24 protein-coding genes, 2 tRNA genes and 1 pseudogene are annotated in these 21,634 nt (G+C 63.4%); 14 read left to right on the forward strand and 13 right to left on the reverse strand.

Annotation, left to right across the window (positions count from 1 at the left end; genetic code table 11):
• The first annotated feature begins 13 nt into the window (after positions 1–13).
• The 3 genes from HDC96_RS10525 (at position 14) to HDC96_RS10535 (ending at position 1,818) form a co-directional block, all read left to right on the forward strand.
• A complete protein-coding gene (locus HDC96_RS10525) occupies positions 14–688 on the forward strand; it encodes a hypothetical protein (RefSeq protein WP_179459944.1) in 675 nt (224 codons plus the stop codon).
• 239 nt (positions 689–927) lie between these two features.
• On the forward strand, positions 928–1,686 hold the full coding sequence (locus tag HDC96_RS10530) for a HipA domain-containing protein (protein WP_257018732.1): 759 nt from the start codon (positions 928–930) through the stop codon (positions 1,684–1,686).
• A 56-nt stretch (positions 1,687–1,742) separates the two neighbouring features.
• Positions 1,743–1,818: transfer RNA gene (locus HDC96_RS10535), tRNA-Ile, on the forward strand.
• A gap of 131 nt (positions 1,819–1,949) precedes the next feature.
• On the opposite strand, the gene HDC96_RS10540 is transcribed toward HDC96_RS10535, so the two are convergent.
• Positions 1,950–2,150 carry an AlpA family phage regulatory protein gene (locus tag HDC96_RS10540; RefSeq protein WP_179459945.1) on the reverse strand — a complete coding sequence of 67 codons (201 nt, stop codon included), beginning with the start codon at positions 2,148–2,150 and terminating at the stop codon, positions 1,950–1,952.
• Positions 2,137–2,448 carry a hypothetical protein gene (locus tag HDC96_RS10545; RefSeq protein ID WP_179459946.1) on the reverse strand — a complete coding sequence of 104 codons (312 nt, stop codon included), beginning with the start codon at positions 2,446–2,448 and terminating at the stop codon, positions 2,137–2,139. The genes HDC96_RS10540 and HDC96_RS10545 overlap by 14 nt, the downstream gene beginning before the upstream one ends.
• Before the next feature lie 64 nt (positions 2,449–2,512).
• Between HDC96_RS10545 and HDC96_RS10550 the strand changes: the two genes are divergently transcribed.
• Complete coding sequence (locus HDC96_RS10550) at positions 2,513–2,842, forward strand: phage antirepressor KilAC domain-containing protein (protein WP_257018689.1); 330 nt, start codon at positions 2,513–2,515, stop codon at positions 2,840–2,842.
• A gap of 154 nt (positions 2,843–2,996) precedes the next feature.
• On the opposite strand, the gene HDC96_RS10555 is transcribed toward HDC96_RS10550, so the two are convergent.
• Positions 2,997–3,674: a hypothetical protein gene (locus HDC96_RS10555; protein WP_179459947.1), complete on the reverse strand. Its 678-nt coding sequence runs from the start codon at positions 3,672–3,674 to the stop codon at positions 2,997–2,999.
• A gap of 214 nt (positions 3,675–3,888) precedes the next feature.
• On the opposite strand from HDC96_RS10555, the gene HDC96_RS18265 reads away from it, so the two are divergent.
• From HDC96_RS18265 to HDC96_RS10575, 4 genes and pseudogenes are all read left to right on the forward strand, one after another.
• A complete protein-coding gene (locus HDC96_RS18265; RefSeq protein ID WP_218842143.1) occupies positions 3,889–4,113 on the forward strand; it encodes a hypothetical protein in 225 nt (74 codons plus the stop codon).
• 148 nt (positions 4,114–4,261) lie between these two features.
• On the forward strand, positions 4,262–4,840 hold the full coding sequence (locus HDC96_RS10565; RefSeq protein ID WP_179459948.1) for a hypothetical protein: 579 nt from the start codon (positions 4,262–4,264) through the stop codon (positions 4,838–4,840).
• A pseudogene (locus tag HDC96_RS10570) lies at positions 4,774–5,350 on the forward strand (SOS response-associated peptidase family protein); the annotation flags it as partial. The gene HDC96_RS10565 and the pseudogene HDC96_RS10570, both read left to right, overlap by 67 nt.
• A 469-nt stretch (positions 5,351–5,819) precedes the next feature.
• Complete coding sequence (locus HDC96_RS10575) at positions 5,820–6,248, forward strand: helix-turn-helix domain-containing protein (RefSeq protein WP_179459949.1); 429 nt, start codon at positions 5,820–5,822, stop codon at positions 6,246–6,248.
• 63 nt (positions 6,249–6,311) lie between these two features.
• Here the strand turns inward: HDC96_RS10575 and HDC96_RS10580 are convergent, their stop codons facing one another.
• Together HDC96_RS10580 and umuD are read right to left on the reverse strand one after the other, a co-directional pair.
• Entirely contained in the window at positions 6,312–7,562 is a 1,251-nt protein-coding gene (locus tag HDC96_RS10580) for a Y-family DNA polymerase (RefSeq protein WP_179459950.1), read from the reverse strand.
• A complete protein-coding gene (gene umuD, locus HDC96_RS10585) occupies positions 7,546–8,076 on the reverse strand; it encodes a translesion error-prone DNA polymerase V autoproteolytic subunit (protein WP_306455629.1) in 531 nt (176 codons plus the stop codon). The genes HDC96_RS10580 and umuD overlap by 17 nt, the downstream gene beginning before the upstream one ends.
• A gap of 270 nt (positions 8,077–8,346) precedes the next feature.
• On the opposite strand from umuD, the gene HDC96_RS10590 reads away from it, so the two are divergent.
• The 3 genes from HDC96_RS10590 to HDC96_RS10600 are packed head-to-tail and all read left to right on the forward strand — an operon-like array spanning position 8,347 to position 10,009.
• A complete protein-coding gene (locus HDC96_RS10590) occupies positions 8,347–9,093 on the forward strand; it encodes a TIGR04255 family protein (RefSeq protein WP_179459952.1) in 747 nt (248 codons plus the stop codon).
• Positions 9,094–9,097: 4 nt separating this feature from the next.
• Positions 9,098–9,409 carry a hypothetical protein gene (locus tag HDC96_RS10595; RefSeq protein WP_179459953.1) on the forward strand — a complete coding sequence of 104 codons (312 nt, stop codon included), beginning with the start codon at positions 9,098–9,100 and terminating at the stop codon, positions 9,407–9,409.
• Positions 9,410–9,412: 3 nt separating this feature from the next.
• On the forward strand, positions 9,413–10,009 hold the full coding sequence (locus HDC96_RS10600; protein ID WP_179459954.1) for a hypothetical protein: 597 nt from the start codon (positions 9,413–9,415) through the stop codon (positions 10,007–10,009).
• A 303-nt stretch (positions 10,010–10,312) separates the two neighbouring features.
• Here the strand turns inward: HDC96_RS10600 and HDC96_RS10605 are convergent, their stop codons facing one another.
• Positions 10,313–11,326 (reverse strand): integrase, encoded by a 1,014-nt coding sequence (locus tag HDC96_RS10605; RefSeq protein WP_179459955.1) that lies wholly within the window; start codon positions 11,324–11,326, stop codon positions 10,313–10,315.
• Positions 11,327–11,744: 418 nt separating this feature from the next.
• On the opposite strand from HDC96_RS10605, the gene HDC96_RS10610 reads away from it, so the two are divergent.
• From HDC96_RS10610 to HDC96_RS10620, 3 genes are all read left to right on the forward strand, one after another.
• Positions 11,745–11,827: transfer RNA gene (locus HDC96_RS10610), tRNA-Ile, on the forward strand.
• A gap of 173 nt (positions 11,828–12,000) precedes the next feature.
• Positions 12,001–12,768, forward strand: coding sequence for a hypothetical protein (locus tag HDC96_RS10615; RefSeq protein ID WP_179459956.1), 768 nt, complete (start codon positions 12,001–12,003; stop codon positions 12,766–12,768).
• A gap of 95 nt (positions 12,769–12,863) precedes the next feature.
• Positions 12,864–14,057: a serine hydrolase domain-containing protein gene (locus tag HDC96_RS10620; protein WP_179459957.1), complete on the forward strand. Its 1,194-nt coding sequence runs from the start codon at positions 12,864–12,866 to the stop codon at positions 14,055–14,057.
• Positions 14,058–14,096: 39 nt separating this feature from the next.
• Here the strand turns inward: HDC96_RS10620 and HDC96_RS10625 are convergent, their stop codons facing one another.
• The 7 genes from HDC96_RS10625 to HDC96_RS10655 all read right to left on the reverse strand — a co-directional run bounded on the left by HDC96_RS10625 (position 14,097) and on the right by HDC96_RS10655 (position 21,533).
• A complete protein-coding gene (locus HDC96_RS10625; RefSeq protein ID WP_179459958.1) occupies positions 14,097–15,344 on the reverse strand; it encodes an arsenic transporter in 1,248 nt (415 codons plus the stop codon).
• An 18-nt stretch (positions 15,345–15,362) separates the two neighbouring features.
• Positions 15,363–16,577, reverse strand: coding sequence for an MFS transporter (locus tag HDC96_RS10630; protein ID WP_218842144.1), 1,215 nt, complete (start codon positions 16,575–16,577; stop codon positions 15,363–15,365).
• Positions 16,578–16,791: 214 nt separating this feature from the next.
• Positions 16,792–17,268: a hypothetical protein gene (locus HDC96_RS10635; protein WP_179459959.1), complete on the reverse strand. Its 477-nt coding sequence runs from the start codon at positions 17,266–17,268 to the stop codon at positions 16,792–16,794.
• Positions 17,269–17,332: 64 nt separating this feature from the next.
• Entirely contained in the window at positions 17,333–18,982 is a 1,650-nt protein-coding gene (locus HDC96_RS10640) for a phosphoethanolamine--lipid A transferase (protein ID WP_218842145.1), read from the reverse strand.
• An 86-nt stretch (positions 18,983–19,068) separates the two neighbouring features.
• Positions 19,069–19,461 carry a diacylglycerol kinase gene (locus tag HDC96_RS10645; RefSeq protein WP_179459961.1) on the reverse strand — a complete coding sequence of 131 codons (393 nt, stop codon included), beginning with the start codon at positions 19,459–19,461 and terminating at the stop codon, positions 19,069–19,071.
• 106 nt (positions 19,462–19,567) lie between these two features.
• Positions 19,568–20,812 carry a sensor histidine kinase gene (locus tag HDC96_RS10650; RefSeq protein WP_179459962.1) on the reverse strand — a complete coding sequence of 415 codons (1,245 nt, stop codon included), beginning with the start codon at positions 20,810–20,812 and terminating at the stop codon, positions 19,568–19,570.
• Positions 20,813–20,837: 25 nt separating this feature from the next.
• Complete coding sequence (locus HDC96_RS10655; RefSeq protein ID WP_179460392.1) at positions 20,838–21,533, reverse strand: response regulator transcription factor; 696 nt, start codon at positions 21,531–21,533, stop codon at positions 20,838–20,840.
• Positions 21,534–21,634 lie beyond the last annotated feature (101 nt).

Below are 21,634 nucleotides of genomic sequence, written 5' to 3' on the forward strand. Positions count from 1 at the left end.
CGATGGAATGACGATGAAAAAAGGCTTGCTTGTCCTTGCCCTGTGCCCCTTCGCCGCGCTGGCCGCCGAGCCTCAGCAGCCTGCCTGCAACGCAGCTGATTTCTTCCAGACCCAGCCCGACCTCGCAATCGGCCGGGTCGTGGATGCCGGCAATGTGGCGCTGGTGGGTGAGCGCCCCGGCTGCCTGGACAATCCGCAGGACAGCTGCCACACCGGCGATGAGGTCGAACCGGGCAGCAGCCTGGTGATCGGCAGCCGCTGGAACGACTACTACTGCGTGCAGGTCCTGCCACCCGGCAAGGAGGTGGTGGGCTGGGCGCCGGAACAGCGCGTCATGAAGACCGGTCACATGGCCGACACCGACTTCAGCAGCTGGCTGGGGCAGTGGGACGGCAGTGCCGGGCGCGTGCTGGAGATCCAGGCCGAGGGCGACACGCTGCATCTGCGCATGCTGCCATCGGGTGGGAAAGGCGAGGGCACGCTGATCGGCAGCGCCGAGCCGGTGGGCGATGAGCTGTTCCTGGGCGAGGAGCCGTGCTCAGTGCGGGCCTCGCTGCAGGGGGCGAAGCTGGTGCTCACCGACAACGGGCAGTGCGCGATCGGCGGCGCCAGCCCGGGGGGTGTGTACTCGAGCCGGGCGGCGGCGCAGCGGATGGAGAGGTTGTTCGAGGGGTTGGGGGAACGCTAGGTTGATTTGGTGATTTCGTTGCTCATTTCGTAACTTAATTACGGATCTGTTTTGGGTGTTATCCGGAGTGATGTTATTTCAATCAATGGGTTATAGACGGAATGAGGTTGCCGGTCGGCGAAAATTGGCGTATAGATTCGTAACATAATTCGGCTCGACATCCAGACCATGGCCCGTCCCCGTACCGTCCAGCTCCAGACGCTGTTCGACAGCCTGCCGGCGGGCGCGCCGCAGCGGCACTGGAAGGCGAAGACGTCGGATCGTCGCCCGGTGGCGAGCAACCGAAGTTCACTGCCACGGTGGAGCATGAGGGAGGGCGCTATGCGGCGCTGGTGAAGTTCGCGCAGCCCACCGCAGGCGAGGCCGCCGAACGCTGGGCGGACCTGCTGGTCTGCGAGCACCTCGCCCTGCAGTGCCTGCGCGACGCGGGCGTGCCGGCAGCGGCGTCCGAGATCCTCCAGGCGGACACGCATACGTTCCTGGAGGTGCAGCGCTTCGACCGCACCGTCGACGTGCTCGGCCGGCGTGGCTTCGTCTCGCTGCTGGCGCTGTCCTCGGCCTTCGTCGGTGACGTGACCGTGGACTGGGGGACGGCTGCCGACGCGCTGCTGACGCAGGGCTGGGTCGATCGCGACGCGCAGGCCGCCCTGGGCAGGCTGCACGCGTTCGGCCGACTGATCGGCAACAGCGACATGCATCAGGGCAATCTGGGTTTCCACCTGGTCGATCGCGGCCCGCTGCCGTTGGCGCCCGCGTATGACATGTTGCCGATGTCACTGGCCCCCTCGCGCACAGGGGTGCTGCGTGCGGCTACGCCGCTCGCTCCCATCGCGCCGGAGCGCAGCGGCCAGCTCGCGCATCTGCACTGGGCAGCGCCGCTGGCGGTGGACTACTGGCAACGTGTGGCGGGTTCGGTGCTGCTGCGCTCGGGCGTGCTGCGTGACCTGGCTGCGGAGAATGCGCGTCGGGTGCAGGCGATGGGGCAGCGTTTCGGCTGATGTTAGGGTTGCAGTGGAAAGCGCCTGCGGGCGTCCACTACACTGTGCGGCCGCAAGGGCCTATAGCTCAACGGTTAGAGCAGAGGACTCATAATCCTTTGGTTGAAGGTTCGAATCCTTCTGGGCCCACCATCGAATCAGGCACTTAGGATCAACCGCAGTGCCCTCGTCGTCAAGCCAGCGCCGTCCGGTGACCGATCGGTGAGCGTTTATGATCCGCTGCCGTCGCAGTTGGCCGCCAGCTGTACCGCGTTCTCCGGTGTCTAGATCGGGGCACGCCGGCGAGCGTGAATCCACCGCTGAACATCGCTCTGATACCAGCGCGTTCCGCCACCGACTTTGTGCCTGGGTGGAACCGTACCTTTTTCCATCTCGCGATAGATGTAGCTCTTCTTCATCCCGGTTTGGGCTTCAACCTGCTCGAGCTTCAGCAGGATCTCGGGGATGTTCTCAGCTGCGCCCATGACGAGCCTCCATTGCTTCAGATGTGAATTCCGGCAGCAGCGCGCCCTGGGATCCGGTACGTGCGCGTGCCAACTGGTTTGCGATCTGCATCAGGTCCAAGGTTGGATCGTTGAAGAGGGCCAGACCGATCTGGGCAGTCAGCCTCTGGCTCGCCGTTGCCGCCAGCGGAGCCGGTGTCTCGATCGTGGCGACGGCGTAAGCGCGCCAGGCATCGCGGGCGGCCTGCAGCTGCGGTTCTCCGACCAACGTGAATGTCAGCGACCAGCTGCCGCCGGCGGACTGCTCCGAACTGGTCATAGCGGTTTTAAGCGCTGCTGCAACCGCGATCGCAGTGCGGTGCTGGTGGGCCAGCGGAGATCGGTTGACCGATCCGGCGACGCTGCGTGCGCTGCTGCTGCCCTACAGCGAGAAAGCCGAGATCCTCGTGGCCCGCGTGCAGTACCAGGAACCACAGGTTCGCGCGCTGCTGCGCCTGACCCAGGCTGATGGCGCGTTCAACATCAGCAGCGCGGCCAAGATGCTGCAGGTGCAGCCCCGCCAGCTGTTCGCCTGGCTGTCCGAGCACGGCTGGATCTACCGGCGCGCCGGCAGCAGGAACTGGCTGGCCTACCAGACCCGTCTGCAGCAGGGTTTACTGGTGCACAAAGCCAGAGTGCAGCGGGGGAGAAGGCGACCAGTTGCGCGTACATGAGCAGGCTGGTAACCGCGAACGGCCTGTCGCGCTTGGCCGAGAGAATCGATCGGGGGCAGATGACGGGGGCGAAGGCCGAAGCGGCAACTGGACTCAAGCTGGCAGCGGAGGTGGTGTAATGAGAGTACATACCAAGGCTTCAACGAGGAGCGATCTACCCGGCGGGTTCGGGCTTTGCAGCTGTGGTTTGGGGAGCTATAGACCGCTTGATCCCGCGCAACTCATCTTCAGCCTGCCCCAGCTCAAGGGACAGTTTAGCCAGCCCTTGAAACTGCTCAATTACATGTCCGAAATTCTCCTCCATCAATGGAATGTTCATTACTGGCTGTTCTCTTGGATAGGACTCCATGAATTCATTTACGCCAACTTTGATCATCGCGACGGCTACATCGATCGCCTGACTCTTCGCCCGATACTTCTCGTGGAGAGCAAGAGATGCGCCGATGGGTACGGACGGAAGAAGGCTCACCATCGTTCGAAGGATGGTGTGGCGAACATCCATATACAAGGGTCCAGGCCCTGCCTTGGCAACCATCTTGTCATGCAGGCTGATCGTCAACTGGCAGCTAACAAGATGCGATCGGAGAAGAATGAACTCACTTTTAGCCGCCTGTTGCAGTTCGTTTACACGAAGCTGGTGGGCAGCGTCTGCAAAATGCATAGCGCCGAGACCTACCGCCCAAGTGCCGAGCGCAGCAATGACCGCGGCCGTGATGGTGATTGTTTGGTCAGGTGCGATACCTGGAGGCCAAGGAGCGACGATCAGCAGTCCTGCCGCGACGCCGATTGTCATCGCGAACGCCAAGAAAATCCCGTTGAAAATCCTCTCCATCGCTTTGTCCCTCCCCGAGCCACTGGCGCTTTGCAGATATTACAGGCTGGCCGTCCGAAAGCCCTGTTGGACACTTCACCTCCGCTCCGGAACAGGCATCGATGGCCTGCAGTACGTTTGCAGTACCGCGGTGTCCGGCGAGTTGGACTGGTCCCCGGGTGTCCATGAGCAGTGCATTGGCCGCGTGCACCGCGACGGTCAAGCTGAGCCGGTCATGGCTTACTTCCTTCTCTCCGACAGCGGCCGCGATCCGATCGTGTCAGACGTACTCGGGGTGAAGCGCGAGCAGATTGAGGGCGTGCGTAGCCCGGGGGAACACTTGGTGGAGCGCCTGGACGTAGGCGAGAGCAAGCTGCGCTCGCTGGCCCAGCAGTTCCCTCAACGGCAGGGCGTAGCCCTGCAATCAACCAACGTTACAAGCATGGAGACCTCCCGATGATTCCCAAATTCCTCAGCCTGGATGAGGCAACAGACCACCTGTATCTGAAAGGTAAGGAGGGCCCCATCAGGTGCCAGGTTGACTGCAGCGTGTGGGAGGTTTGGCAGGACGGCCGGTCCCGTTGGGTAATCAACTGCGAGGTGGTCTGATGTCGGCAGTGGAAGCGCCCGCAGTGGCCCTGCCGCCTTGCGGCAACTGTGGCAGCGATGAAGTGCGCATGCGCGCGCGCGGCAGTTCCGGCAGCCGGCGCACTGCGCAGGTGGTATGCGCGCGCTGCAGCGCGCGTGGTGAGCTGCACGTTGGTGCAGATGCAGAAGAGCGCGCTTGCAGGGCGTGGACGCACCGACCGGTCTACATGCCGGTGCCAACAGCGGTAAGGGTTGTGCAAAATCGAGTGCCGGTGCCAGAGCCGACCCTTGAGCGAGATCCGCTCGAGCTGATCGCCCGCATGCTGGTCGGCGGGAGCTTCCGCGAGCCGTCGGACGGCCGGTCAACCATGCCACCGCTGACGGCTGCTGCCGACACCATGGCCACCATCGGAGCGAAGCATGAGAAAGACCGAGCGGCGGCCGAGGCCGTCCCTGCTGCTGTTGTTGCTGAGCTGCGTGCTGGCACTGTCCGGCTGCGCCACGACCTCGCCACCTGTCACACCGGTCGCCTGACCTCCGGCGCACTGAGCACGTGGCACGAGACTCGCGCATCTTCCCCGGTGTGTACGGCACCGTGATCGTGTCCGAGGGTGGCAAGCGAGTCGTGAAGCCGATGCGTTACCAGTGCCGGCTCGCCTGGAAGCCCGTCAGCTATGACCAGCGCTACCCCGGCACCTACAACGCGAGGCGTGACAGCTTGGAGGGCTTCTGGCGGCTGGCGGCCGGCGTTCGGGCACACTCACGCGCTCATGGTGGTGGACACCTTCTACGAGAACGTGGAGGGGCCGGACGGCGACAACCAGGTGGTGCAATTCACACCCCACACGGGCGATCCGATGATGGTGGCCTGCCTGTGGTCGCACTGGGTGGATCCGCCCGGCAAGGAGCCCGATCTACTGTCCTTCGCCGCCATCACCGATGACCCCGAGCCCGAGGTCGCCGCGGCAGGCCACGATCGGACGATCATCAACATCAAGCCTGAGCACGTGGACGCCTGGCTAAATCCGGACCCGGCCGACCTGCGCGCGCTCTACGCGATCTTCGACGATAAGCGGCACCCGTTCTACGAGCACCACTTAGCGGCATAGATATACGAAGGGGCATTTTGGCGTACTAACTAAGTGCACCGAAAATTCGCGTTTCGGCCTTGACTGCGCACTCGCTTTCGACAGGTCCAGACCGTTCGTCGGACGCCTTTCCGGCCCGGTCCTTGCGCCGCAAGGGATTAGGGAAATTCACTACATTTGGCGTTGACGACACTTGGTCACCCCCCTATCTTGTGGCCGTCGCTTCCAGTCATGCATATAGAAAAAATTGCAAGATGGGGGGGGGCAAAAAAAGGCTCGAGGTTCCGTGCAAAGAAACCCTCGAGCCGTCTACTACATCAATCCCAGTCTGTGGACTTGGGCAGTCCCATGACTCGACGCAAACGATTCATGGGAAGCAATCAGTTATTACCAATAAGGGGATAGCTAATTGCTGTCGGCGATCATAGCGCTTTGCTGGCGAACGTCAACCTGCTGTAGTTCATATTCTGCTCAACCGAGTTTTTTCGAAATGAGCGAATTTACCGATAAAAAAGCCGTTTTCACGGCATTACACCCCATCAAGGTTGGCGGTCTTCACGCTATCGATTCCGCGTTCCAGGCACCTGTCGGGATCGCAACCATCGTTGGCAATTCGGCGTCTCATGATCTGCCGAAAGCGTGGCTCCTGGCAGCACCGATCGCTATCGTCGCGGACGGGGTCCGGTTCTTCACCCCGACTGAGCTCGGTCGGCGGCTCGGCATCTCGGCTCAGGCATTCAACCGCCTGCTGGTGGAACATGGCCTTCAGGAGAAGCGCGACGGCCAGTGGTGTCCGACTGACACCGGCAAGGCCTTCAGCGTGCTGTTGCAGGTTCACAAGAAGCAGCTCGCTGGCACGGACGTGCACCAGCTGAAGTGGAAGGAAAGCGTACTGGCGCAGCTGGACGACCCTACCTGATGTTGACCCCTGCGGCCGCCATCTGGCGGCCGCAGGCTACAGACGTGGTCAACAGCTCCTGCATCAGCACCGCGCCGGCGGAATCTCGTGCACGGAAGTCGTGTAGTTCGGCGAGAGCATGTGCTGCCGCATGTCCCACGCTGGCCGCGCCTGCAAACCCGATGCGCCAAGGCCGGCGGTTCCTCGCCCGAACTTCTGGTTGATCCGGTCCATGGTGACCATCAGCCTCTCGTTGCCGACCACCGTCGGCCCGAACAGGTCCGCCTGCAGCTCATCCGGCCGGGCCAGGTCGAACAGCGCCACGCCTGCCTTCTTGTACCCGATCCCGTCCCGGAGCAGGCCGCGTAGCAGCTTGCGTACGACGCCCAGTACCACTGTGGTGTCGGCGGTCGACTCGGGCAGGCCAATGGTCCTACTGGCGTTGTGCTGCCCCAGCTCGGGCCGGAACACGTCGGAATAGGCGAACACCCACACACCGGCGGTGACCAGGCCCCGACCACGCAGCTTCTCGCAGGCGCGCACAGCAAAGGTAGCCAGCGCCTGGGCAACGGCTTCGTGATCCTCGACCCGCTTCGCGAACGATCGGCTGACCATGATCTGCTGGCGGTCCGGCTCCCCTTCTTCCAGCTCCATACAGGGGTGTCCCTGCAGCTCCCTCTGGGTGCGCGCGAGCGTCACACCGAAGGTGGCCAGGATGTCTTCTGCCGGCGCGTCGCGCAGAGCAGCAGCGGTGGCGATGCTCATGGCTTCCAGCCGCAGCGCTAGACGGCGGCCCACACCCCACAGATCCCCCACGGGGAAGGTCCGTAGCACAGAGTCCCGATAGACCGCGTCCCCGAGGTCGATCACGCCCTCGGCGCTCTTGGCCACCTTGTTGGCCAGCTTAGCCAGCGTCTTCGTGGGTCCGATGCCGATGCAGTTGGGAATGCCGGTCCATCGGTGCACACGCTGCCGCAGGTCCCGGGCGAACCGCTCGCGGTCCCGCACACCCTCCAGATCGATGAAGCTCTCATCGATGCTGTAGACCTCCACCCGCGGCGCGGCTTCTCGCAAGATGGTCACGACGCGGGCGCTCAGGTCGCCGTACAGGCCGAAGTTGGCCGAGCGCATCTGCAGCCCGTGGCGCCGTACCAGTTGTTTCAGCTCGTGGGCTGGCTGGCCCATCTTGATGCCCAGGGCCTTGGCCTCAGCCGATCGCGCGATCGCGCAGCCATCGTTGTTGCTCAGCACCACCAGCGGCACGCGGCGCAGCGTCGGCTGAAACACGCGCTCGCAGCTGGCGTAGAAGTTGTTCCCGTCAACGAGCCCGAACATGGCCGCCCCGGCGTTTGATCTGTCGGACGACCCCAACCACAGCGAACACCTCAACCTCGGTGGCCTGTTCCAGCACGATGGGCGGGAAGTCTGGGTTGGCCGAGTGCAGCTCCATGTGGCTCTCGAACAGCTGCAGCACCTTGCAGGTGGGCTGGTTGCCATCCCAGATGGCAATGACCAGGTCGCCGGCCAGCGGCGCGACAGGCTGGTCCACCACCAGGATGTCCCCATCGCTGACGCCGGCGCCGCTCATGGACCAGCCGTCGGCGCGGTAGAGAAAGGTGGCGGCAGGATTGCGCGCCAGCAGGCGGTGCAGGTCGATGGCCTCGTCCATGAAGTCGTCAGCCGGCGATGGGAAGCCGAGTCGGGCGTGCGCTGAAGCCAGAGGAACGAACTGGGCTGGGCCGTCTATCACGGCCCGGCCCACGGGCAGGGCTAGGGTATGTGGGTAGGGAAGGGACTGCATGGGCGTACTCTGCGAGCGGCATGTCTCACAATTCAAGACAGCGCGCATGTTAGTAAAATTACTAACGAAATCGCCGGCCCAAGACCTTGCTGGGCTGGATCCCGAGCCTCGTCTCGCGCTTATAGCGCTGCATCACCCGCATGCCAGTAGTCCGTTCGAAGTCGCTATGGATGCATAAGAATCAAGGGCTTACCGGGCATCATGCGGCCGGGCCGCAAAACTGTGGAACTCCACACCCCGTTGACCAGTCTCATCGGATAAGATTGTGAGGCCCCTGAGTACGTTGACTATCGTCTTTTCAAGGAACGGATCCTTGCCGTGACCGAGCAAATGAATGAAATTGTGAGGCTCACAGAAGCTCCAATCATTGACTTCGTGTGTGAAGTGCGTTTTGAGTCTTCCGTCCCTCGATTGCGCGACATCCTTGCGAAGTCACTTGCGGAAGCTTTCCCTGCGCTGATTGCTCCGGCTGCACCCAGTACACCTGACTTGCCGTTCCCCATGCCGCCAGGGCTGGAACTGGCGTTGGGTGGCAGCATGACCCAGCTCATTTTTCCAGATGGCATGAACGTAAACGTGTCTGAAAGATATGTAGGGGTTGGTGTTGCTGGGCCTTATCGGGGATGGGACGAGTTGCGGCCTCGCATCAAAGAAGTGTTTTCGGCTGTTCTCTCATCGAGTCTAATCTCGAAGGTCTCGCGCTGCTCGGTCAAGTACACAAACTTCTTCCCCGGCACACCGGTTGATGTGGAAAATGTTCTCAACGGAACGCTAGAGCTTGGAGGGCGCCGGATTCGCTCTGAAGGATGTCAACTTAGGACGGATTTCAAAGACGGGGATGACATTTCCATCATCCAGATCATAAATCCGGTGAATGTAGAAGGTCGGTCCGAAGACGGGCAGGGCTTGTTGCTGGATATCGATTGCATAAGGAATGTAAGCCTGACGCGTGACATTGAAGCGCTGATGGTGCAGGTCGATGCGGTTCATGCACACGAGAAGAAGGTTTTCTTCGAGTTGCTTTCTGCTGAAGCACGGAACGCTATGGGGCCAATTTATGCGTAAGGCAATGACGGTAACCGAAAGTACGATCAATCCGGTCGTGGCATCCCTTGCCATGGCTAGTGTCTTTGGTGCTTGCAGTACTGCTGCATCGACCGGGATGTACGGGATTGCTGAGGCTGCAGCGGTGCGCCCGCCGATATACGTTGCCGGTGCGAAATTTATGGGCACCACCCCGACAGGATCGCTGTCGGAGCATCTGTGGGTGCCGACAGTGGAGCACTTCCAGCGACTGGCGCTTGATCTGTCCATGGCCCAAGAGGAGTTGCCTCCTGAGATGCGTTTGGGTTCAGCTGAATATTTGGACTATCTCGATTAAAACATGGTCAGCTCATTGGATGAGGCTGTTCGGTATTTGCCTGATGGTCTGTCTGAGCGAGGCCTGGCAACTCTGTATGCACAGTTGTCTAGGTTGGACCAGAACTTTCCTTTTTACTCCGAAATTGAGTTCGACTTTCTACTGCAGGGCGACCTGCTGACTGGCGTCAATCACTACGCGTTTCTGCCGGACGGCTCCGTTCGAGGAACGAAGGCAAGGGTGATGCTGTTGTCCAACACCTGTGACATGTCCGCGGGCAATGTACGTCACGATGAAGTGATGGTGAGCGTTGCTCCCATTATGCGGGTATCCAGGTGGATGGATTCACTTCGCGAACGAGGCATCAAAGCTTCGCAAATTGAAGAAAAAGCCAAGGCCGCTAGGTTGCAGCGGCTCACTAGTATTGTTTACTTGCCGGCGGCAGGAGATTTGGAGGAATCATTCGTCTTGCTCGATAAGATTCAGTCGATTCCGATTGGCCTGCTTCCCGGTCACCATGATGCGCGCTATGCGGTGCTTTCGCAGGCTGGGCAGTGGACGCTTGTGACGAAGCTGTCGATGCATTTTTCAAGGCAATTGGAAGGCGTGGCGCGCGGCTAGGGTGCTCGCGTACTTATCCAGTCCCGGACTGCCGTGGCTACGCCGATGACGCGACAAACTTTGGTCCTGCGACGGCAGCCAGGCATTTGAGAAATGGATGGGTGATTGAAGAGCCAATCCCTGCTCGAGGCCGAGGCTGCAACTCAGCTGTAGCAACGACCCGTCTGGAGCGGGGCGTGACAGGCAAGTGTCGCGCCGGGCTCGCCGCCGGCAGAGTGCGCAACGGCTCTGGGGGATGGCCAGAAGCCATCGGCGTGCCGCGCATTGGTTGGCGGCGTTGAATGCGCTGGACGACCTGCCGTTCTAGCGGCTCATTCCGTTGCGCATCGGCACCACTGTTGCACCTGCACCGGTGAGCAGTTCGAACAGCGCCTCCACGGCGGCGCGCTTCTCGGCGTCGTACTCGAAGAACTTGTAATGCCGCTTCTGGACGCCGCTCAGGCCGTGGGATTGCAGGTGGCCACGTATTTCCTCGGACATTCCTAGCGCGGCGAGCCGCGTCTCTACCGTCCGGCGTAGGTCACCCGGCGTGCACGGCGATGCCAGCTCACCTGCGGCCACCATGTTTGCCACGACCGGGCCCATGATTCCTCGCAGCTCGTCATAGGTGGCGGGCGTCTTCCCGGCTGTGAGCGAGAACAGGTGTGGCCCGTCACCATCGCCGCGCAGGGTGGCGAAATCCATGGCCATCCGTGGGAGCAAGGGCACCAGATGCACGCGAGGGAGCCGGCGCCGGCCTTTGATGTCGAGCAGGCGCACGGACGCGGTACCGGTGTCGGCGTCGTGAGCGTGATCTGACCACTGCAACCGGATCAACTGCGCGATGCGCTGGCCGCCGGTCAGCAGGTGGAAGCGCAGGAGGGCGCCCTGCCGTCCGGGTATGGTCTCGATCCTGCGCCAGTACGCGCGAAGCTCCGCCACCGAAAGCACCCGGTCGCGCGGCTGCCCGCTGTCCAAGGTCGCAAGGTCGCGCGCAGGATTCCTGGACACGTTGAGCGCGCGCAGTGCGTCAGGGGCGGCGGCATCCTGCTTTGCCGCGATCGCCGCCGCATAGGCCGCGCGCAGGTACGAACGGATCTTGCTACCCTCGCGTAGCTTCTTGCCGCGCACCATGCGGGACAGGATTGGGAGCAGATCATCCAACTCGAGCTCAGAAGCTGGGCGCGCCCACAGGGCCGGCCACGGTTCTTCGATGTGGCGCCTGATGGCAGCGCGATTTGCTGCGGCGGAGACCTTGCCGGCATGCTCCAAGCTCTGGGCGTAAGCCATCATCAGTGCGCCCAGGGTTGCTCCGGAGCGGCGCGTCGATTCGGCCAAGGCGTTGGCCTTCGCTCGTTCCGCTGCAGCTGCCTCGGCCGCGATCGCGTCGCTCAGATCCCGTTCGCCGGCTTGATATCGGCGGGACAGTGCGGCCGCTGACTCGCGAGCCGCGGTCAGTGCCAGGCCGGTGCCGATCAGCAGGCGGTCCCGCTGGCCGTTCGCCTTGCTGTATCGGTAGTAGAACCGCAGCTACCCGCCCGCCAGCTTGCGAACGTCCAGGCAGCCCGCGCCGCGCGGGGCCGGATCGGAGGCGCATTCGCCCGCCGGCAGAGCGGCGAGCCCCTTCGCTGTAAGCATCCCCTTCATTGCGCCCATTGGTTACCGCTCGGTGACCGTTTGTCCGTGGAAAGTGATGGACGATGATGGGCGCAAGTGGTCTCATAGCCTTAGAAAATCAACCACCTAGCTTAAAGCGGGGCCGGTCATGGAAGGTCATGGAAGTCCTGTAGAGGCCTCATAATCCTTTGGTTCCAGGTTCGAATCCTGGTGGGCCCACCAATACAGTCAAGTATTTACCTCGATTGTATTGGTGGTGATGGAGCAGCGATCAGTACTTGATGCCCGTTTGGTGCGCGCTCGAATCCCCTCCTGGATGATAACGTCAACCTCATCGCTTACGGGACCCGCGAAACCCCCACAGTCGATTGCAGCCTCACAGAAGGGTGACCGACATGAAAAGCAGAGTGGCCGCATTGGCCCTTGCGTGCATTGCTGCACCGGTAGTTGCACAAACGGTCGTGCAGCCGCAGCCCGCTGAAGCGCTACAACGTGACTTGGCAGCTTGGACTCACTCACTGGCCGAACAGCACGCTACCGAGAGCAGAACAGCCGCTGCCAATCGAGCACCAGCCATTCAAGGTCACGTGGAGATCATTTCTTTGGCTGAGTTGGACGCCCCGGCGTCCATCAAAGAAAACATGGCTGAAGGGATCAAGAAAAGAAGTCGTGGAACGTTGGATGTTGCGGCTGGCACGATCCCTTCAACGTCTGAGGTGATTGCAGGCCTGAGTCCTGTGCGAAGAAGCGACTCGGAGCTCAAGCGCCGCCTGTCCTATGCGCCCGCAGATATCTCGCGGACCCCCATTGGCGCGGCAGAGTTGCTCAGCACCGAGCCGAATGGAACGGTGAGTGGCGATCGCTCCACGGGCGTGTCGCGTGTTTATCGGATCCCCAACGTTGGCTTGGTCATCCTGTCCGAGGACGATTACCTGGCCTCAAGGACGAAGCACACCCTGATTCGGGAAACCCTGAATACCCAGGTCAACGGTGTCCCGGCCAGGTCTTACGCGGCCCGATCCAAGGACGGCAAAGGCAAGGCGGAGCTGCGATGGATTACGTCGAATAGAGCTTATTTGTTGACGTTGCTCAGTGACGACGGCGGACACATAGAGGAAGGCGAGCAGATGCTCATGCAAATCGCCAAGGGAATAGCTAGATAGTGTGAATCGCGTGGGTACCTCCCATCCCATGACTTCTGCCACTCCAGCCTGACTACAGCTGTAGTTACGCTGTCTCCGTTTCCGGAGGAATGCGCATGCGCTTGAAATCGTGGTGGATGGCACTGAGCTGCCTGGTGTGCTGCAACGCGTTTGCTGCCAGCGGTGGGATGGAGGATGCCCTGGCCAATCTGAAGGCCAAGGCGGAAACGTCCCGTTCCGACGCAATGCTGATACAGCGCGATGGAAAGACGCTGCTCGAGACCCGCAGCACGGCTGCAGCGCAGCCGATCGAACTGATGTCGGCGACCAAGTCGGTGGTGGCACTGTCCATCGGGTTGTTGCTGCACAGTGGCGCGCTGGAATCGCTGGATCAACCGGTGAGCGCGATCTATCCAGAGTGGGCACAGGGGCGCAAGCGCGACATCACGGTGCGGATGCTGCTCAACCACACCTCCGGCCTGCAGAATGTTCCCAACGCAGGCATCGAACTGGAAGGTGCGCCGGATCTGGTCAAGCTGGCATTGGCGGCGGAACTCTCAACGGATCCCGGGTCGACGTTCTCCTACAACAACAAGGCGACCAACCTCCTCGCCGGCATCGTCGAGCGCGTCTCGGGGAAGCCGATGGATCGCGTCGTCGAGAGGGGCCTGTTCCAGCCACTGGGCATCACGGACTACACGTGGCGCAAGGATGATGCAGGCACACCGATCGGCATGGCCGGCCTGGCATTGTCCGCCGCCGACCTGGCCAAGCTGGGCCGATTGATCCTGGACAAGGGAGTCGCGCCGGATGGGCGTCGGCTGCTGGGAGAAGCGTTCGTCGCTGAACTCGTCGCCGAAAGCGCCCGCTCGAAGGAGGTGGGGCTGCTGTGGTGGAGAATTCCTGCCTGGGAGCGGTTTACGCTGAAGCCGGACGCGGCATCGGTTCTGTCGCGCAACGGCGTCGATGCGGGCGTGACGGCCGGACTGTTGAAGGCGGGCAGTCGCGGGTTTGCCGGCAAGGGCGAGCTGTTCGCGTTTTTCGGGGAAAGCCTCGGGCCCAGGTGGGCTGACGCGTACGGCCGCGAGATCACCAGCCGAGGCATCAAGCTCACGGACCTGTTCGATCAGGTGCGCGGACCGGTCGCCGCTTACGCTGCGATGGGTTACATGGGCCAGTACCTGGTCGTGGTGCCAGAGACCTCCCTGGTCGGCATCCGCCAGATCGCGCGCAAGGAGGGCCACGATTTCGCCGTGGACGACTACGCAACGTTTGCCGCCGACCTGCTGGCCTTGTCCAAGGCCCTGTAAAACGTTCCAGCGCTTCTCCCCTGCAGGCGCGGCGTGCGCTTACAGCAACAGCAGCGCGGCGATCAGGGCGGGCGGCATCACCAGGATGCCGAGGCGCAGGAAGCTCAGCGGACTGACGTGCTCGCCTTCGCGTCGAAGGGCGACCAGCCAGAGCATGGTCGCGAGCGACCCGGTCACCGACAGGTTCGGGCCCAGGTCGACACCAATCAACAGCGCGGCTCTGACCTGGGCCGGCACGTCCGCCATCTGGCCCACCGAGCCGGCCACCAGGCCGATCGGCAGGTTGTTGGCCAGGTTGCTCAGCACCGCCGCCGCAACGCCCGCCGCCCAGCCCGCCTCGGTGGGCGATCGCCGCGCCAGATCCTCGAGTGCCTGGGCGGCCATCTGGATCACGCCCGTCTGTGCCACGGCTTCCACCAGGACGAACAGTCCAGCGACCAGCGGCAGCACACCCCAGGACACGTGCCGCAGCATCGGCAGCGGGCTGCGGCGCTGACGCAGGCAGATGAGGGCCAGCGTGGCCGCGCCGGCGCAGAACGTGGTGAGCCCAAGCGGTCCCTTCATGGCCGAGGTGACGAGCAGGACGCTGCCGGTAACGCCGACCCCGATCGCGCACAGGCGTCCGCCCTCGGACAAGGCCGGCTGCGCCGCCAGTGCGGCCAGCGGTCGGGCGATCTGGCGCCGATGGGCCAGGTGCAGCACCAGGTACGTCATGCCGATCGCGGCCAGCGAGGGCAGCGTGAACTGCCGCAGCCATTCCGGCAGGGAGGGCATGTGGCTGCCGAAGACGACCAGGTTGGCCGGATTGGAAATGGGCAGCACGAAGCTGGCGGCATTGGCGACGAACGCGCAGACGAACAGGTAGGGCAGCGGATCGGCGCGGGCTGCCTTGCAGGCGGCATACACCGCCGGCGTCAGCACGACCGCCGTGGCGTCATTGGAGAGGAAGATCGTCACCACCGTGCCGACCAGGAACACCAGGTCGAACAGGCGGCGCCCCGAGCCCTTGGCGTGACCCACCGCATACGCGGCCAGCCAGTCGAACAGTCCTTCCTGCCGCGCCAGTTCGGCCAGGACCATCATGCCGATCAGGAACAGGTAGACATCGGTTCCCTCAGCCACCGCGGCGATGGCGGTGCCGAACGGCACCAGGCCGGCGACCGTCAGCAGCGCGGCCGTGCCCAGTGCCCACGCATACTCCGGCACCCGCCAGGGGCGAAAGAGGATGCCGCAGGTGGCAACGGCGGTCGCCATCCAGATGATCATGGACGTGGTGGAAATCTGCATCGATTGCTCAGCGGGTGCTCAAGGGCCAGCGTCGGAGGGCATTGTCGTTGAACGAGCGGCCACGGTGCGAGGCGGATGGGGATGGTGGGTCTCCGGCACGGCCATCACCACCAGGAAAGCGATGGCTGCTATGCCTGCCAGGGTCAGGAAGGCCGCATCATAACCAGCGAACTGGACGATGACCCCGGCCAGGCCCGGGCTGAACGCAGCGCCCAGCCCGAACACCGCGGACACCGCACCCAGCGTCACATTGAAGCGGCCGGTGCCCTGGGTCAGGTCGCTGATGATGACGGGAAGCAGTGCACCGAAGATTCCCGCGCCGACGCCATCCAGCAGCTGCACGCCAAGCAGCCACGCGGGCGCGTCGGACAGCGGGTAGAGCACGCCCCGGATCGGCAGGATGAGGAAGGCCGCCAGCAGCAGTGGCTTGCGCCCCCAGGCGTCGGCGCGGGCACCGACCAGCATGGCGGCCGGCACCATGACCAGCTGGGCCGCGACAATGCAGGCCGCGGTCAGGGTCGTCGCCAAGGCAGGACTGGTCTGGGAGAGCTTCTGTCCGACCAGGGGAAGCATCGCCGCATTGGCCAGGTGGAACAGCGCACAGCACGCCGCCAGCATCATCAGCGTCCGGTTGTGCAGCAACAGGCGGGCCGAGGCCGGGGCGTGGGCCTCCTGGTCGTCGGAGCGCAATCCGCGCGCCTGCGCGTGGTCGATCGCACCGGCGGGAATCATCAGGACTGCCCCGATGCTGGCCAGGGTCATCGCCGCCATCAGGTAGAACACCACCACCGGCCCGCCCAGATAGGCCAACCCGCCCGCCAGCAATGCCGCCACGGCGTTGCCTGCGTGGTTGAACGTTTCGTTGCGGCCCATGCGCCGTGCGAACGCCCGTGGGCCACAGATCCCCAGCGATATCGCCGCGATGGCGGGCGCGAAAACGGTCCCGGCCACCGCGCCGATCGCCTGGGTCACCGCAACGACGGTGAAGGAGGTGATCCAAGGCAGCGCCAGGCAGCTGGCCGTGACCAGGACCGCGGCCGCGACGACCACTGCCCGCTTGGCCGTGATCCTGTCCATCAACGCCCCGGCCGGGGTCTGGGCGAGCAGGGCGGCGAGGCCTGCAACGGTCATGACCAGTCCGATACTGGCCGGCTCCCAGTGATGCACGGCCAGCAGGTAGATCGCCAGGTAAGGCCCCAGTCCATCCCGGACATCGGCCAGGAAGAAGTTCACCCCGTCCAGCGCACGGTCAGACGACTGCGATGACGGCGGCAAAGGAGGCGAGGGAGTCACTGGCGCTGGCTCGAGGGACGGGATGATCCGCCCCGGTGCGTGGCGTTGGCACGTTATGCGCGTGCGCTCGTGACGGCCGCGTCGCGCCGCGGAGCCCTTCGTTGGAGGAGCCCTGGCTGACCCAGGGCTCGTGTACGTGCGTGCTACCGCGTCATCAACCTGGCAGCCGCCACTTGTCCGCGTCGGCGCGCTTTTCCTTGTAGATGACCCCGGCGAAATCCACGTGGAGTTCGGTCCATTCGCCCGCCCCGCGCTGGGCCAGCAGTTCAAAATGCCTGGGCTTGGGTTTGGGCTGGCCGACGACTGTCCAGCCGGCGTTCTTCACCGCTGCCAGCACGACCCGCGGATCGGCCGGCGCATCGGGATGGTGGTGTTTGGGGCCGTGATGCGGCTTCTTGTGTTCCACATCTACGAACGCGCCGCCCTTTCTGGCGATACGTGCGACCTTGATCTCCGACGGTCGCTGCTCACCCTCCAGCCTGACGGCCAGCCCCGGGCTGAGCGGGAACGCCTCTGCGCCCTTCGGGCCCAGGTCCGCCAGGTAGGCCTGATCGTTGCAGATCAGGGTAAAGCGATGAGCGAACACGTGCTCGATGACGCCGGCGAGGGCGACTTTTTCATGGTGCGGCATGCATTTCTCCTGAGAGCGCCCAACCGCGGGCGCCAGCAGTCAATGAGGTCGCGGGTCCGTGGATTCAAGCGCGGCACGCGGCAAACAGGTCCAGATCACGCTGGTAGACCTGGCTGCGGATATCGAACAGCCCCAGCAGGGAGTGGTAAACGTTGTCGTGACTGTACGCCGCGCCCTCGGCACGGTTGCGCAGGCAGGACAGATTCAGGTTTGCATGGTGCGCAAACGCGGGCGAGAACCACATCACCAGCGGGACGCGGGTCTGCTCCTGAGGCGCAATGAGATAGGGCGTGCCGTGCAGGTACATGCCGCGCTCGCCGAGCGACTCGCCATGATCGGAGACGTAGATCATCGCCACGTCCCGATGCTCCGAATAGCCCTGCAGCAGGTCAATGGTTTTGCCCAGCATCCGGTCGGTGTAGACCAGCGTGTTGTCGTACGTATTGGTCAGCGCGGCGTTGGTGCACTTCTGGATCTGGTTGCTGTCGCAGGTCGGCGTGAAGACGTTGCCGTCAGCAGGGTAACGCTCGAAGTAGGTTGGGCCGTGGCTGCCCAGCTGGTGGAGCACGATCAGGCCGTCCCCCTGCATGGCGTCGATGCGCGCGTCCAGCTGATGCAGCAGCACTTCGTCGTAGCAGGTGCCGTCCTTGTTGACACACTGCCCGGCCACCTTGAAGGCCGGCATGTCGTCGGTGGGCACGCGCGCGCACACGCCTTTGCAGCCGCCATTGTTGTTGTTGCGCCAGAGGATGTTCACACCGGTGCGCTTCAGGATATCCAGGAGATTCTCTTCCGTCGCCGCACGTACGTCATCGTACTGGGTGCGTGTCATTCTGGAGAACATGCAGGGCAGCGAAATGGCGGTGGCAGTGCCGCACGACGAGACATTCTTGAAGGCGATGATGTCGCTCCGCTGTGAGAGCACGGGATTGGTGGCGCGCGGGTAGCCGTTGAGCTGGAAGTTCTGCGCACGCGCGGTTTCGCCCACCACGGCAATCACCAGCCTGGGACGCCTGCCCTGGATCGACGGCGGGCGGGTGGCATCCTCGGCGACGGGCTGCAGCGGTCGTGATACTGCGATGTACTTCCGCTTGAGATAGCCGTTGGCATGGCGCACGAAGTTGACCGGCAGAACCTGGTCCCTGAGCTCGCGGTTGTTGCGCAGCAGGGAGGCATAGTCCTTGTAGAACACCATGGATATCACGGCCAGGATCGCCAGGGTCGCGAGCAGGTTGATCAGCATCCAGGAGGCGGTCTGCAGCACGCACCCGCTGCGGATGCGCAGCGACATCATCGCGGCGGCTGGCAGCACGCCCAGCGTTACGATGGTGAGCAGCAGGGGAACGGAGAAATAAGACCCCAGCTCGGCCTGGTTGGTCTCGAAGACGTTCTGCACCATGCTGCGGTCGATCAGGACGTTGTAGTGCAGCATGAAGTAGGTGCTGGCGGCGCTGATGATCACCAGCAGCGCCAGCAATGGCTTGCGCAGGTAGGGCAGCGCAAGCACCGGCATGAGCAGCAGGTTGAACAGGCAGAAGAAGAAGACCGGCAGGCTCAGGAAGAACAGCACGCCGCGCACGCTGTCGAACTCGGCGTGCCTCCACAGCGCCTGCCACAGGGCAACGTTGCCGACGGTGGTGAAGAACAGTGCGACCATCCATGTCAGCTGCACCGGGTTGAGTCGCACGAACACAAGACGCTGAAACACGCGCATTCTTCCAATGAATGAAAAGTGCGCGCAGTATCAGAATGTGTTTATCAGGAAGTTGTCAGGTGCACTGCCTGGTGCTTCCCCGCGCTCTATCCGAGCAGGATGACCGCCCATACGGCGCCCACCATCAACAGCGCCGTGGCTTGAGCGGTGCTGCCCATGTCCTTCGCATTCTTTGACAGCGGGTGAAGCTCGAGCGAGATGCGATCAACAACGGCTTCGATGGCGGAGTTGAGCAGTTCCACGATCAGGCTGATGAAGCTGACGGCCAACATCAGCGCCCGCTCCACCGGGCTGACGTCGAGCACAAACGTGCCTCCCATCAGAACGCCATGCAGGACCAGCAGCTGTCGAAAAGCGGCTTCGCCCCGCACGGTCGCGATGAAGCCGTCCCGCGAGTGGATCACCGTGTGGACAATCCGGTTGAATCCGGTCCTGCCGTGGCGATACTTGTCGGCTCCCTCCGGGTCTGACCAGTGCATCTGCATCTCCTGCGTGGATTGATGGGTGCACAGGATCGGAGGGGCGGCGTCAGGAAGCTGTCAGGAGCGGGCGCGAAAAGGCCTGGTTGCCGAAGCCAGGGCGCGCCTAGGGTTGCTGGTCATGCGTGCCGGACATGTCCAGTGTAAAGCGGCAACCGTTCTCCGAACTCTCCACGGCCATGCGCCAGCCCAGGTGGTCCACGATCCGTTGCACGATCGACAGGCCAAGCCCTTCCCCGCTCTCGCGCAGGCTCGGCGCGAAGCGCTGGAACTGCTGGGGATCCATGCTGGGTGGCAGGCCTGGACCGGTGTCGATAATGGACAGCGTGGCGTCCCGCACGGTGATGCGGATTTCGCCCTTGTCGGTGTACTGGCAGGCATTGCGCAGCAGGTTCCAGACCACGCTGCGCGCCAGCTCGGCGTTGGTGTGGATGCTGGGGTCCTGCGGCGCATCCAGCAGCAGGACGACCGGCTTGCCCGCCAGCCAGGGCTGGCAGCGCGACATGCATTCCTCGATCAACGGGCGCAGCGGGACGTCTTCCTTGGCAAGGCGCTGTGGGTCACGCGAGAGCAGCAACAGGCAGGACAGCTGGCGCTGCATTTCCTGCGTGGTGCGGACGATCCGTTCGCCGCTCGCTCGCAGGTGGCTGTCCTCGGGCAGCTGGTGAACGATGGTCTCGGCCGCGCCGGAAATGATGGCCAGGGGCGTGCGCAGTTCATGACTGGCATCCCCCACGAAGCATCGTTCACGCTGCAGGTACTGCTCCGCCTCGTCGCTGTGCTGTGCGAAGGCGCGCGCCAGCACCCCGATCTCATCGCGCGCGTCCTGGAAGGGGAACGGCGTCTGCCCGCGCTGCACCGCATCGGCCAGCCGGGTAATGGGGGCGATGACGCGCGCTGCCGTCAATCGTCCGATCCAGAACGCGCAGAGAATGCACAACAGCATGACCACGAGCGCATAGCCATCGATCACGTGCTCCAGATACTGGTATCGCGCGGCATCCTGGCGGAGGTAATAGCGTTGCCCGCCGAGGTCGAACACCAGCAGATGCCAGACGTCGGGCGGGTCGGCGCTGTAATAGCCCGGTGTATACGGGCGCAGGGCATCGGGCACGTTTCGCGCGTCAAAGAGCTCACTACCCGCAGACAGCGTCGGTGGCGCGCCATCGGCAAGATCGGCCTGCAGGCGGTCCATCTCGTCGTGCAGGCTTCTCGAAATGACGTAGGCCCGGAGCTCGTCATAATCCAACTGCTCGGCGGCGACCACGAAGCCCATGACGGCCACCATCAGCAGCACGAACGACACGGTGATACGTGTTCTGAGCGTCATCTGGCGGTAGATCGCGTTCATGACGGCAACTGACCTCCTCGGGTCGTCATTCCGGGACAGACGTCGTTGGCGCACTCAGGCGCCATCCGATGCCGTGCACCGTCTCGATGAGCGGATACGTGAAGCTCTTGTCCGCATGCTGCCGAAGCTCGTGGATATGCGTCCGCAACGCACCGCTTTCCGGCGGATGGTCGCCCCATAGCAGGTATTCCATTTCCTGCTTCCTGACCACGCCGGGCGCGGCCCGCATCAGGCACAGCAACAGCTTGTGGGTGCTGGGCGTCAGCGTAATGGTCTGCCCCTGCCGCCACGCCTGCGGTGCACGGGTGTCCACCCGCAGGTCCTGCCAGGTCAGCGTGCCTTGGACGCTGCGGCCCTGGGCACGGCGCACCAGCGCCTGGATGCGGGCATCGAGTTCTACCAATGAGAAGGGCTTGACCAGATAGTCGTCCGCGCCCAGTGCAAAGCCCTGCACGCGGTCGTCCACCGGATCGCGCGCGGTCAGCATGATCACCGGGACGGGATTCTGGAATTCCTGGCGGAGCTTGTGGCAGAGCGTCATGCCGTCCAGCCGCGGCAGCATCAGATCCAGCAGGATCGCGTCGTAGTCATTTCCGGTTGCCAGGCGCAGGCCCGCAGCGCCATCGCGTGCGTCGTCGAGCACGTAGCCCAGCGGCTCCAGGAATGCGTACAGGTTGGCCACCAACTCGGGGTTGTCCTCGATGATGAGCAGGCGTGTCATGGTGCAGTCGGATCGGGGGGCATGGGGGAACTGTGCGGGATCGCCGTAGTGTTGCCAAGCACCCCGGTCAGGCAGGTGCACCCGGACTACAACGGGCGCAT

Origin of the sequence: Stenotrophomonas sp. JAI102, from assembly GCF_013409105.1 — a bacterium.
Classification (GTDB): Bacteria; Pseudomonadota; Gammaproteobacteria; order Xanthomonadales; family Xanthomonadaceae; genus Stenotrophomonas; species Stenotrophomonas maltophilia_AA.

Excerpts from the sequence above, each read along its gene's own strand:
- HDC96_RS10525 (WP_179459944.1), top strand. The coding sequence starts at position 14 with ATGAAAAAAGGCTTGCTTGTCCTTGCCCTGTGCCCCTTCGCCGCGCTG.
- HDC96_RS10540 (WP_179459945.1), bottom strand. The coding sequence starts at position 2,150 with ATGGGCGCAGCTGAGAACATCCCCGAGATCCTGCTGAAGCTCGAGCAG.
- HDC96_RS10545 (WP_179459946.1), bottom strand. The coding sequence starts at position 2,448 with ATGACCAGTTCGGAGCAGTCCGCCGGCGGCAGCTGGTCGCTGACATTC.
- HDC96_RS10555 (WP_179459947.1), bottom strand. The coding sequence starts at position 3,674 with ATGGAGAGGATTTTCAACGGGATTTTCTTGGCGTTCGCGATGACAATC.
- HDC96_RS18265 (WP_218842143.1), top strand. The coding sequence starts at position 3,889 with ATGGCTTACTTCCTTCTCTCCGACAGCGGCCGCGATCCGATCGTGTCA.
- HDC96_RS10565 (WP_179459948.1), top strand. The coding sequence starts at position 4,262 with ATGTCGGCAGTGGAAGCGCCCGCAGTGGCCCTGCCGCCTTGCGGCAAC.
- HDC96_RS10575 (WP_179459949.1), top strand. The coding sequence starts at position 5,820 with ATGAGCGAATTTACCGATAAAAAAGCCGTTTTCACGGCATTACACCCC.
- HDC96_RS10580 (WP_179459950.1), bottom strand. The coding sequence starts at position 7,562 with ATGTTCGGGCTCGTTGACGGGAACAACTTCTACGCCAGCTGCGAGCGC.
- umuD (WP_306455629.1), bottom strand. The coding sequence starts at position 8,076 with ATGCGCGCTGTCTTGAATTGTGAGACATGCCGCTCGCAGAGTACGCCC.
- HDC96_RS10595 (WP_179459953.1), top strand. The coding sequence starts at position 9,098 with ATGACGGTAACCGAAAGTACGATCAATCCGGTCGTGGCATCCCTTGCC.
- HDC96_RS10600 (WP_179459954.1), top strand. The coding sequence starts at position 9,413 with ATGGTCAGCTCATTGGATGAGGCTGTTCGGTATTTGCCTGATGGTCTG.
- HDC96_RS10615 (WP_179459956.1), top strand. The coding sequence starts at position 12,001 with ATGAAAAGCAGAGTGGCCGCATTGGCCCTTGCGTGCATTGCTGCACCG.
- HDC96_RS10620 (WP_179459957.1), top strand. The coding sequence starts at position 12,864 with ATGCGCTTGAAATCGTGGTGGATGGCACTGAGCTGCCTGGTGTGCTGC.
- HDC96_RS10625 (WP_179459958.1), bottom strand. The coding sequence starts at position 15,344 with ATGCAGATTTCCACCACGTCCATGATCATCTGGATGGCGACCGCCGTT.
- HDC96_RS10635 (WP_179459959.1), bottom strand. The coding sequence starts at position 17,268 with ATGCCGCACCATGAAAAAGTCGCCCTCGCCGGCGTCATCGAGCACGTG.
- HDC96_RS10640 (WP_218842145.1), bottom strand. The coding sequence starts at position 18,982 with ATGCGCGTGTTTCAGCGTCTTGTGTTCGTGCGACTCAACCCGGTGCAG.
- HDC96_RS10645 (WP_179459961.1), bottom strand. The coding sequence starts at position 19,461 with ATGCACTGGTCAGACCCGGAGGGAGCCGACAAGTATCGCCACGGCAGG.
- HDC96_RS10650 (WP_179459962.1), bottom strand. The coding sequence starts at position 20,812 with ATGAACGCGATCTACCGCCAGATGACGCTCAGAACACGTATCACCGTG.
- HDC96_RS10655 (WP_179460392.1), bottom strand. The coding sequence starts at position 21,533 with ATGACACGCCTGCTCATCATCGAGGACAACCCCGAGTTGGTGGCCAAC.